Raw genomic sequence first — 12,859 nt, forward strand, 5'->3', positions numbered from 1 at the left:
TGATTTTTTCCTAATTTACATTGGATACGTAATTATAGTATACAGCACCATTTATTTCCCCAGAAACATCATAAAACCAGGTTTGGATAAATGCCGGGCCTTTGGGTAGCTCCTTAACCGTAAACCGAACGCCATCGGCATTAGTTGCTGCGTTCTTTGTTTTATCGACATAGACCTTATCACCATTCCATATTTTTATACGTGCACTTGCAATTTGCAAGGCTTTAGCCGACCCAGGTGAAGTCAATGTCGTTTCAGCTTCGATTTCTTTGGGCCAACGTCGAAGATCGAAAGTATAGGTACCTGGTTTATCAAATTCCACAGCGATAAATCCACTTCCTGTAGCTCCTTTTTTAACGTCGTCTTGATGCCAAATTACGGTACCATGAAAGTCATGGGCATGAAGGACCGTTATAGGCTCTTCGGGGTGGCCGATCCCAATGCGTGTATATTCATTGGATCGTTCATCAACAAGTTGCCACCATTTTTCATATGCTTCTTTTAAATCTGAAATAATGTCCTTGTTTTCTGGTTTATGGAATACATCCTTCTGCTGTTTTTCATCGACCAATACATCATAAAGCTCCCAGTCAGCATCCGCACTATTTCTAATTAAGCGCCATTTATGGGTAATTATATTACCTTCCCAAATATCCTTTTTTACGGAAAGTTTTTTATACTTTTCCGGAAATTCCGTCCACATGTCATTAATGGTAACCGTCCTATTCTTGTAATCTTCCGGATCGTTCGAGGGATCATCATCCAAAAAAGGCTTGAAACTTCGTCCTCGGATTTTCAGCTTTTCGGGCCGATCGGGGACATCGTTGAATCCTAGGACATCCATAAAGGTTGGAAGCCAGTCTATATGCGCTGTAAGTGGTACTATTTCCCTTCCTTTACCATCACCTCCAAGCCCTCCATCGGCCCACCGAATAAAGCAGGGCACCCTTGTACCCCCGTCATAATTGGAGCCCTTACCGCCGCGAAGGTAGGTGCCCCCACCATTATCCGTAGTAAAAACAAGTAGGGTATTATCCGCAATTCCACGATCATCCAGGAATTGGAGTAACCGCCCGAAGTTCTTGTCAATATTTTCGATCGTTCCCGTTTTGGCACTTACCCCGTCACGCGCATCCGGTGGCATTACGTGGGGGGCGTGGGCCGTACCCAATGGAATATAGGCAAAAAAGGGTTTTTCCCGCTTGATGTTTTCATCCATGAAATCCATGGCACGATTCATAAAAAAATTTGTCGTAAAGGCCCCTTTGATCCCATCATCCTCATCGGTCATTTCCACCAGAGTATCATTCACCCATATATGAGCGGCATTATTGGTGTTTCCCCAATAATCGGGCTGTTGCCCGGTACCTCCTCCCTTAATCCAAGCAACATATTCAAAACCCCTGTCTTTAGGTCGAAAAGGGTAATTATCCCCTAAATGCCATTTAAAGAACAATCCGGTAGCATAGCCATTGGCTTTAAAAATATCGGCCATGGTTATTTCATCGGCACGCATCATGTTTCGGCCATTGATCGTATGCCATACCCCCACTACATCACTGGGTCGCCCTGTTAAAAGTGCAGCCCGCGTTGGGGAACAACTTGGGGAAACATGAAAATCGGTCAATCGGACCGATTCTTTCGCAAAAGTGTCGATATTCGGAGTTTGAGGTCCATTGGGATTGTAATATGAAAACGCTTTATGACTTATATCGTCGGGCATTACAAAAATCACATTCGGTCGTTCCTGGGAAAATACCCAGCCTACCATAAATGAGAACACTATACCTATTCCAAATTTTTTCATTTCATTTTCTTATTATGGTTTCCTATCATGGGCCCTGTCCAACTTCGCCTCCAAATGGTTCTTAAGTTTGCTGACCAACTCTGGGTTCCCAGCGGCGATATTCTGGATTTCGGATGGGTCCACTCGATGATCATAGAGTTCAACTTCCCCACTACTATGATGTATAAAACGATAGTTATCCGTTCTTAGGGTCGTTGCTTCTGAAGTATAAGCCACTGCCGAATGTCCTTTCGATTGTGGATTTTGAATGTTCGATACAAGTGAACTGCCGTGTAAACATTCAGGTTTAGGGAGTTCGGTCAACTCGCACAACGTCGGGAATATATCCAGGGATTCCACAATCGCATTACTTTGTTTTCCGGGATTTCCCATTTCGGGATCATAAACGATAAGCGGTGAACGAAGCGATTCTTCAAACAGACTGTGTTTGCCCCAAATAGCATGTTCTCCCAAATGCCATCCATGATCACCCCATAAAACGACTACGGTATTTTTATCGGCACCGGTTTCTTTTAATTTTTTTAGAATATCCCCAACATGTTTGTCCGCATAACTTACACATGCGGCATAGTACTTCTTCAGTTCCAAAGCAAACTCCTTATCTTCCCTGGGATCTTTACCCCAACGATCATAAGCCATAAATTCGTTGGAACCATGCCAAGTTGTTTTCCCTTTGGGTTTTTCAGGGTGTAACGGTAAAGGAATGGTAACTCCATCATAGCGCTCCAGGTACTTTTTTGGAACCCCAAACGGCAAATGGGGTTTAATAAGGCCGATGGCCAAAAAGAAGGGTTCCCTTCCTGACGCCAATTCTTCGAGTTGTTTTAGTCCTTCCTCGGCAATAAGGCCATCTGGATAACTTGTGTCCTTGTCGTCCACCGCCTCCAAGACATCCCGTTGACCGGGCTTCCTTACTTTTCCATACGATAGACCATGCATTGCACCCCGGGGTGTTTTCCATGCACCAACCGGCATTAAATGCCTATCCCAAGCGTTGGGCATTTCAGGTAGGGTATCATTGTCCCAGTCGACTCCCCCACGCCCTCCTGGATGATGGGACACCTTGCCTACCGATACCGTGGTATACCCATTTTTACGAAACCATTCGGGCATACTGGGCATGACTTGATATGGGTTCTTGGCCATATCCATTGCACGGGAAAATAAGGCCTGGTTGGAATGCTTCCTATATTGAACCCCATATTGCCCTGTAAGCATGGTATAACGGGAAGGCCCACAACTAGGTGCACTTACATAATGACGGGAAAAAGGACGTCCTATGGATGCCAAATGATCTATATTGGGAGACTTCACATAAGAAGCTCCAAAGGAATTCAGTTCAGGGCGTAGATCATCAATACAGATAAGCAGTACATTCTTCCGCACCCTTTCCCCTATTTGTGTTTTATCGCCTTTCCCACCGTTGCAGGCTGTGAGAATAAACATAAATACAAAGGATAGATTCTGAACCCTGATTTTTATCATTTTTATTGTTTGGCTTTTTAAAAACTTCTTAGCCCTAAAATTAAACGTCATCCTTAAATTAAAATATAAACTATGGTTCAAGTTCGATAACTATAAAGTCATGTAAAGGAAGTCCTATTACAAAAAGAACCTTGATGGCTTAATAACCATCAAGGTTCAAAAAAAATCATAGGTCTGTTCGACCTGATGCGATAATAGGTTTTATGGTGACGTCAACTTAATTGACCTGTTCAATCAAAACCAAACTCCACGGAGAAAGCACCCTATCTATTTTCAACATTCCTTTTTCATCGGCAGTAAGTATTTCGGTCTTTAAATTTTCAGCGTATTGCTTCATCACTTTGATCTGTTCACGTGTCGGGGGTTCAGGTTTTCCCATTTTTTCCCAGTAATCGTAAATGTTACCGTGATCTTTATCCAAGGTTTCCAACTTAAATTGGGTACCTGGTTTTAAATCGGTCAGTTGCATGGTTAACCGGCGTGTTGAACCTTTCTCGAATTTATCTATCTTTTTAATACTTGAAGGTACTGCATTGTATTGGTCTTCCGGATAATTATAGGCCAAAGCCACGACTTTACCATCACCTGATTTACGGCTCACGAATACATAATCGTTCTTAAACAACTTTTCATCACCTAACTGGTGCAGCATTCGGTAAGCATGATACGATGGCTTTACCAATCCTTGGTAGTTGATCATACCAAAACCGCCGTGGAAGATACTTTCTCCGCCTCCTTTTTCCTCAAAAATATCAGTAAACGTCCAAAAGGCCAAAGAGTTTGCCAATCCAATACAGTCTAAATTCACTTTGGCAATATATGCTGCAGGTGGTAAAAAATCGTGCATGGCATCGCGACTGTTCGGACTCGTATTCCATTCGGTTAAATGAATTTCGGCATTTGGATAGGCACTATTTTCAATCACTTTGTTTAGCCATTCCATATCATCCTTTGTAGAATTCACGTAGCGTGAAAAGTCTTTTCCTTTTCCTGTGGTAGGATTGAAAGGATAATCGGTTGGATACGGATGTGTCGATACAAAATCCACCGGCAATTTCTCTTTTTCACAATACTTCAAAAAGTCTTCTATCCAAGAGCCTTTCCATTGCAAATCGTTGATATTATCCGCTGTAAACGTGATCAAATCCCCATCCCTACTTTCCACTTCGCCATCGTACCTTCCATCTGCCACGAAGTTACTGCTGGAAGGACCTCCTACCTTTAAACGCTTATCTACAGCGCGTACGGCCGACACCGATTGTTTGTACAGTTCAAAATATTGCGACTTGGTGCCATCGAAAAATCCATAATGCAGATTCGGCTCGTTCCAAACCTCAAAATACCATGTTAGCACCTCATCAATACCGTATCGGTCTACACAGTGTTGTGTAAAGGCCTTTACCAAATTGTGCCATTCATCGAATTTGGATTCGTCCGGGGTAATATTCGCTTTCCACCAAAACTGGGTCTTGCTGTTTTCGGCAGCCAATGGTTTTGGAAAAAATGCCAGTTCCACAAATGGCCGTACATTTAAATCGAGCATTCTATCGAATAGATCATCGATGTATTGCCAATTGTAGGTGTACGTGCCGTTTTTTTCAAAAACCGGGAACATATCATCGTGAAAAATCCCATGAAAACGCACAAATTCAAACCCACAGTTTTGTTGTACTTTTTCCAATTGCTCCAACCATCCCGCGCGTAACCCTTCGTTGGCACGCCCGGCCCCAACACTTTTGCTCCAGAAGTGCTCGAACTGTTCCCCTTTTTCTTTTGAACTCACTGAAATGCCCTGTGATACACCCACTTTTACCTGTGCCAACAGTAGTGCAAGTACTAATATTCTTTTCATATTTAGTATTTATAATTTAAAAATGCTTGTTCTTGTTTCGATTTTAAAACCTCTTAATTATTTCGGTTTAAATAGAATAAACTATATTCCTTTTTTACTTAAAATTTTCGCTTAACGTTTGGTACGATTACTTTCATTTACCACATTTTCCGATTTGGTAGCTTCACGTACTTTTCCAATACTTTTTACTTTTAAATGCTCCGTACCTTTAAACTTGATCACTTCTGCTGAAGTTTGATTATCCAATGTAATACCGGTAGCATGCATTTTCGCATTTTCATTGAAATTGCCATAGCCTTCCCATACCGACAACTTGATTGCCATAGTATCCGGGATATATTCCGAAGCCTTTGTTTTTATCACCACATGATGTCCGGTGCCATTTATTTTTGCCAATAAATCATTGGCCATTCCATTTCTACTATCCAGAATGGTCATTTCTACACGAGCATTTTTAGCATTGGTATAAGGAATACAAAACGCTTCGCCATATTTAGCATCGGCACTACAATTGATCAAAACGTCTTCATTTCCAACATTATAGCCTGTTGCCACACAGTCGCGCACCACGCAGTCAATGACCTTATCCCCTGACGTGCTCAACCCCGTACAAATCCCTCTTCGCATTTGGGTAACCGTACAGCCTTTAACGGTGGTATTTAGCGTTTTATGTCCATTATATTCTGGGTACATACGTATGCCGTCCTCGCTAAGGGAGATGATTTCGCCTGGCAAAATTTTACCATCTTCGGCAACTATGGTACCTTCTATATAATTGCCCTTACCTGCATAAAATTTCTTGTCGAACCCATACCCAGATGTTTCGGCAAGCATAGCATCGGTAGTTCGAAGGAGTCCATCGACCTGACAGTTTTCAATCAACGTATTTTCTGCGCCTTGTAAAAATATGGCATGCCCCATGGCTCTCATATGGACTTTACAACCTAGCAGTTTTACATTTTTTGCCGGATATCCTATGCGAATACCATTCATCTTCCGCACATCGTTGCCCCCTAGTCCGTATAAATACCCATACCCCCATGGACTTGAACCTGTTGTTCGCACCTCAACATCCTTTAAGGTCACATTTTCCCCAACTAGGTTGAAAATTTTGTTTTTGCTCTGTCTGCCTGGGGTATCCCCATAAGTTTCAATGTATAAGCCTTCCAAGGTTACGTTTTTCCCAGATATTTCGATGGCACAATACATGCTATTACCGTCATAACTTTTAATTAAATCCGGACGACTGAACAGTTTGGTATCTACCATAAACCTAGCCCCTCTCATATCGAAATAGGAATCATTCCCGGTAATTTCTATAAACCTGATTTTTTCGGCCGAATCGATTTGATAGTTCCCTTCCTTCAACTTTACGTTTACGTTATCTTGATCCAAATATTTTTTAAATTCGGATAGCGTATTTACCTCAATAATTGTTTTCTTATTGTCTGTCGATTGTGCTCGACATGAAAAAAACAACAACAAAACAGAAAACACAATAAGCATTTGTTTAATCATTAATATATATTTTTTAGAATTGTTTGAATTGAATATCCTTAACAATTTCGATTGAAATAACATTTTTCACCTCAACCTTTTTGCCTTCAGTTTTACCTGAGTTGCAGGCACGAATGCCGGCTTTACCAGTAGGTTACATTAGATTATAGACAGACTTAATTCAAAAATTAATTATCTATTCAACTCTAAACCAATCAAAATTGGTAAAGCCCTTACTTTGTTGTATGTTCGGATTCACACAGAATAAACCAACTTTTGCACCAATCCAAACACCTTCTTTAGTATTGAATTCATCACCAATTACCCTAAAGTTTTTATTATCCAGGCTGTATTCATATTGACCAATAGTGTTTCCAACAATCTTTACTCTTAAATAAACATCTTCATTATCTATAGCTATACTTGCGATTACTTCCGCAATTCCATCACACTTATTATTGTCACTTTTTGACATTTCCAATTTAAAACCGGTTTCATTTTTAGTAATATAAAGTGATGTCCAACTTCTACCCATAACAACTAAACCGCCCTTATCACCAACTAAATCACCTTTGAAAGAAACTTTTGTTGTTGCCATAAAATCAGGTCCTGGAAATTTTTGCAGTAATAAATTAGGTGCATAATACAAATTACCTTCCTTAGTAATATTCTGAACGGCATTAAGCCTGATATTCCCATTATCAGAAATTGAATACCACTCATTCTTTGGATTAGCTTGCCATTGCCACTGTAATCCAAACTTTTTTGTATTGAACTCATCAGTAGTTTGAGGTGTTTTTACGGGATATTTTTTACCAACATTCGGCATCTTGTATTCTATTTGTGGCTCACCAATACCGTCTTTATTTATATCTTTACCCATTAGCGGCCAACCATCAACCCATTCTACTTTATTCAGGTGTACAATTCTTCCATTAGGTTTTAATTCCTGAAAATGGGCAAACCATGACTCTCCCGAATCTAAATCAACAAGGCCTCCTTGATGTGGCCCATTGATTTCAGTATTTCCCTTGTGCAAAACCGTCTTTCTTTCATAGGGTCCATAAATATTTTTTGACCGAAGAGCGGTCTGCCAACCTTCTCCAACTCCTCCTGCAGGAGCCAAAATGTAGTAATAGCCATCTTTTTTAAAGAACTTTGGCCCTTCAATAATTGGGTCATTCTCTTTATCCCTATATATTAAAACCCCATTATCTAAAAGTTTTTTGCCATCCTTACTCATTTTATGCAGAATTAAATCATTACCGCATAGTTTACCACGCACCAAATAAGCGTTTCCATCATCGTCCCAAAGAGGACATGGATCTTCCCACATTTCAGAATCAACAACATGTGTTAACTCCCAATCATTTCGTGGATCATCTGTTGTAGCCATAAACAATCCATCGTAAGGAGTACAAAAATAGACATAGAACTTATTGTTATGATAACGGATAGAAGGGGCCCAAGCCCCTTGACCATGAGCCGTTTTATCATATTTTTCTAGAGGTAAACTCTGATAAACATGGTTCACTATCTCCCAGTTCACCATATCTTTTGAATGCAAAATAGGAATACCAGGCATGCAATTAAAACTTGATGCTACCATATAAAAATCGTCTCCAACTTTTACCATGTCAGGATCAGAATAATCTGCATAAATAATGGGATTTTTAAAATTACCATTTCCTAAATCCGGAGTCCATTGCTGGCCCGAAATAGAATTAATTAGCACCAGTTGAAATATAATTATTTGTGCTAGCTTTTTCATTTTCATTATTTTTTTAGTTAAATGCTTATCTATTTAATTCCGATTAAACCCATACTATCAGATTCGATTAAATCGACTATTCGGTCCATATCCTTTGTTTTATACTTATCAATTATTTAAATTGGATATTCTTAACAAACTCATTTGAGTTCACCTGTTTTGCTTGTACTTTTTTACCATCAAGCACTACATTGTCAAATACTATATTTTCAACCAAGTGTTCCTCATCAAACCCTACCAACTCCATACTTGCATGATCCTTAATGATATAGGGCTTCCAATCCAGACCATCTTGAAACCCCGTAAGTGTCGTATCAATAGGTGCTGAAGTTGCCACAATATTTTTAAAAAAGACGTTTTTAATATGGCCGCGCTCTTCTGTTTCTGTCCATCTGGTTTTTCCTATCCAACACGATATCAATCTACGTGCTTCTTCGATTCTTATATTATCAAACGTGACATCACTTATCACGGCATCATCACAATGATAGACTCTTAATGCAGTTTCTCGCCCTACATCGTGAATAACATCACAATCTTCAAAAAGTACATTAGTGATGTTTTCGTGTACTTCGGCACCAATACTTAAAGAATGGGCCAACTCATTCCAAACTACACATTTTCGAGTATGAACATTTTTCACTTCGCCATAACCTCCAAAAGATTTAATCACGACCGCGTCGTCAAAGGTTCTCATAAAACAGTTTTCCACCAAAACATCCCTGCTACTTGTAATATCAACCCCGTCGGCATTTCCTCTCCAACCTATAATTTTTATATTATCAACATGTACTTTGTCACAACTTTGGATAGGGATAGTCCAATGACTTGGGTCAAAAATGGTAACGCCTTCAATGGTCACATTTTTAGCTTTATGGGCTAAAATCGTATATCGTCTTATTTTTTTTGGAATACCACTTTGGTCAATAATTCCACGTCCACGTATGCTTACGTTTTTTCCTTCCAGAATAAAGGTTGGTTGTTTTCTTAAACGACCTCTTACTTCAATTTCTTCTTCATTATCCAGTGTACCACAACGTAAATACGCACCACCAGCAAGATAAATAGTTTGACCATCACTAATGGTTATGTTGGTTACATCATGGATACCTGGACCAAAATAGATGACATTGGGATCTTCGGGACTAGGGATATTTTCTTCAAAAGGATTGGCTAAAATATGTAATGATTCATGCCATTCCCCATTCACCTCAACTGTTACATGCCCTGGTTTGTTTATTTGAAAGGTGATTTTATTTCCTTCGAAATTTGGTTTAATGCCATAGGATGTCGGTAAAATTTTAACCGACTCCACTCTTTCAGGACAATCAATGGAAACGGTAACACTTTCATTCATGTCAAAAGATGCTACAGATACAAATCCATAATCACCTGCCGGTTTTAAGCGGGGAATAGGTTTAGAAGGTGGAATTTTAGTTTTGTATACAGGTACATACTGTTCTTCCACTTTTACAGTAAATGCCTTTGATAATTCAATACCTTCAGGGGCCGGATAAATATTAACCTTGGCTGTCTCTTGTTTGCAGGATGTGATAAGCAGTACCACCAAAATCATCATGAGACCTGGCAATGACACTTTCTTATGAACGGCATTTTGATCCTTAAATCCTGGATATTGATTTTGTTTTATTCTTGCTGACATAGCTATTTGGTTTTCTTATTGGTTTTTAGTTCCCAGCACTTAAATGATTGCTTCAAAATCGCGTAGTGGATATTGTCATGGAATTTCGTTTTCTTATAGGTTTATGCTCATGTCCGTACCGTTGTAAAGGACGCTTTCTGTTTTGCCCCCAATGACTTCGATAACCAAATCCGTAGGGTTATCCTTGAAATGGATAAAATCATCCTTACCATTCGCGATTTCAAGTGTTTTATCGGCTTCGGAATAATGCAGCTTAAGTTCTGAATATTCCCCTTTTTCGTAGTCATAGGATTCGCTATCATCAAAATAAAGGGTGTATTCAGCATCTTTACCGGGATATATTTTCAATCGTAGGGGTTCATCGGTTTCTTCTGTGGCATATTGTACTTTGGGGCCAAACGGAATGATACTTCCTGCCTTTACATACAGGGGCGTTTCATCAAGTTCCGCTTTTACCGTATTGATTTTTCCGCCCTCTATTTTTTCATTGGTCCAGAAATCATACCATTCGCCTTGTGGGAAATACATTTCCTTTTCACGTTTTTGGTATTCGGTCACAATACCGACCATCATGGATTCCCCAAAAAACAATTGGTCCTTGATCCCCCAGGTGTTCTTGTCATTCGGGTATTGATAGGCCAACGGACTCATCAACAGCGCACCTTCGTTAGTCACTTTCCTAGCTTCAGAATAGATATAAGGCATCAATTGATATCTTAAATCGATGAACTTCCGGGCCGTATTTTCAAACTCCTGTCCATACCTCCAAATTTCAGTTTCGGACACGTAACCGTGGATACGGAAAATAGGGCTGAACGTACCGAACTGGAACCAACGGGTCAATAATTCTATGAATTCCGGATTCGTATATTGGCTATCAAAGCTAGGGTTAATAGACTTTGAATCCCTGAAGAAACCTCCGATATCGTGGGTCCAATACGGTACCCCCGCCATGGTAAAATTAAGTCCGGCCGGAATCTGTTCTGAAAGTTGCTCCCAAGAAGCCTCCACATCACCAGACCATGAAGTGGCTCCATAGCGTTGTTGTCCGGAATAGGCAGAACGGGTCAGGTTAAAAACACGTTCGTTGGGAAATTCCGCCCTTCTTCCCTCGTACATCGCTTTGGTCACCAATAGTGAATAGGGGTTTTGAACTTTTGCATAAGGTCCGACAGCGGTATTGACTTTTGTATCCCGAACCCCTTCCGGTTCTGTTCCATCCAACCAAATAGCGCTTACCCCTTTGTGAAACATAGAATCACTTAACATACGGTAAAACCGTTCGCTAACCCCTTCATCATAAATATCCACATAGTTGCTACTTTTGATTTTTTTTAGGTCGTACTTCGCTTCCAAACGCTCGTTCTTTACCTCCGGCCACACAGAAACCATTAACTTCAAGTTCAACACTTTTAACTCATCAACCATGGCATCCGGGTCTGGATATTTAGCTTTATCCCACTCAGGACCTTTGGTTTTCTTTGGCCAATAAAACCAGTCTTGTACTATATTATCAAAAGGAATTTTCCTATTCCGCATCTCATGGGCATTCGCCAATAATTCTTCTTGGTTATGGTATCGCTCACGACATTGCCAAAAACCATAAGCACTTTTGGGAAACATAGGTGCTTTTCCGGTTAAGTTTTGGTATCGTGAAATGACTTCTGCTGGGTTATCTCCCCGCACCAAATAATAATCTATGGCATTCCCTGCCGTACTACTAAAAACGGTTTTGTTGTAATCGGGCTCGTTATAGAATAATTTTCCAGGTATTTTAGCCCCTGTATTCTGGAACACCACTTTATATTCCTTTCCTGCTTCCAAATATTTTTTGCCCGAATATCTTCGCGGCATCCATATGGTGGAGTAGTTGATAATACCATCCCCATCTATGGTCACGCTGATTTCCCCTCGCATACGACCATTGTTATCGCTTAGGGCCATAAAGGTATATTCACCTGTCTTAGTGGGCGTAAAAGTTGTTTCCCGGATGTTTTTCGCGGCCTCTTCCTTTGAAATATGAGCTGCAACATCTTCCTTTTCGCCATTTACGACAATTTCCTTAGTGTTGTTTTTGGTCTGAACATTGCCCAATGAAGCGAACTGGATCTCATTTTGAGGAGTATTGAAATCCGTTAGACTGTAATTATGCCAGTAGATACCATATCCTTTTGTGGAAACCAAGAATGGAATCGCGATCTCTTGATTGTATTGTTGTAGTCGCATGGGGACGTTTCTCCAATTCATGATACCACTTTGATATTGGCCTAAGCCATATAAGGCTTCATCATCGGCTACAAAGGCTTGGGATACGGTATGCCCATCTTCATTATTCGGTTCAATAAAGGTCATTTCATTGGTCTCTGACAGAAGGTTCGTATCCTCCTTGGATGTATACTCGATCGTACCATCGCTATGGATCAAGACTTTTAATGCCTCTGTACGTATGGTTATGCGATCTTCGCTTTCGTATAAATCCCAAGCAACATTTTGGGGCTCCAAGATGGTAACATAATCCGGAAGGGTTGATTCCTGCGTACCTTGTATCTCTTTTCTAACATGAATAATAGCTTTATCAACTATCTCGATATTGATTATCAGGCTATCTTGATGAATCGTTACGGCATGCTCTGATTTCTCAACATTATACTTGAATTTTGATTGACAGCCTACTGCCAATAACACTATTACAATAATACTTAGGGTCGATGTATATCTTACCATAGTTAATTTATTTTTTAGTTTTAAAATGCTTTTTTTCATTGAGGGTGTGTTTATTTTTTT

General features: G+C 40.1%; 7 protein-coding genes. All 7 read right to left on the reverse strand.

The features are described from left to right. Positions 1–10: 10 nt before the first annotated feature. On the reverse strand, positions 11–1,807 hold the full coding sequence (locus R3X28_RS09585) for a sulfatase-like hydrolase/transferase (protein ID WP_317664104.1): 1,797 nt from the start codon (positions 1,805–1,807) through the stop codon (positions 11–13). Between the two features lie 12 nt (positions 1,808–1,819). Then, a complete protein-coding gene (locus tag R3X28_RS09590) occupies positions 1,820–3,253 on the reverse strand; it encodes a sulfatase (RefSeq protein WP_317664105.1) in 1,434 nt (477 codons plus the stop codon). Between the two features lie 256 nt (positions 3,254–3,509). Then, positions 3,510–5,144 carry a GH39 family glycosyl hydrolase gene (locus R3X28_RS09595; protein WP_317664106.1) on the reverse strand — a complete coding sequence of 545 codons (1,635 nt, stop codon included), beginning with the start codon at positions 5,142–5,144 and terminating at the stop codon, positions 3,510–3,512. A 111-nt stretch (positions 5,145–5,255) separates the two neighbouring features. Continuing rightward, positions 5,256–6,662, reverse strand: a complete 1,407-nt coding sequence (locus R3X28_RS09600; protein WP_317664107.1) for a hypothetical protein — start codon at positions 6,660–6,662, stop codon at positions 5,256–5,258. Between the two features lie 175 nt (positions 6,663–6,837). Then, positions 6,838–8,412: a glycoside hydrolase 43 family protein gene (locus tag R3X28_RS09605; RefSeq protein WP_317664108.1), complete on the reverse strand. Its 1,575-nt coding sequence runs from the start codon at positions 8,410–8,412 to the stop codon at positions 6,838–6,840. A 112-nt stretch (positions 8,413–8,524) separates the two neighbouring features. Further along, a complete protein-coding gene (locus R3X28_RS09610; protein WP_317664109.1) occupies positions 8,525–10,075 on the reverse strand; it encodes a glycosyl hydrolase family 28 protein in 1,551 nt (516 codons plus the stop codon). 93 nt (positions 10,076–10,168) lie between these two features. Then, on the reverse strand, positions 10,169–12,838 hold the full coding sequence (locus tag R3X28_RS09615) for a TIM-barrel domain-containing protein (protein ID WP_317664110.1): 2,670 nt from the start codon (positions 12,836–12,838) through the stop codon (positions 10,169–10,171). Between the last annotated feature and the right edge of the window lie 21 nt (positions 12,839–12,859).

This window comes from Maribacter sp. TH_r10, assembly GCF_033101095.1.
GTDB classification, from domain to species: domain Bacteria; phylum Bacteroidota; class Bacteroidia; order Flavobacteriales; family Flavobacteriaceae; genus Maribacter_A; species Maribacter_A luteus.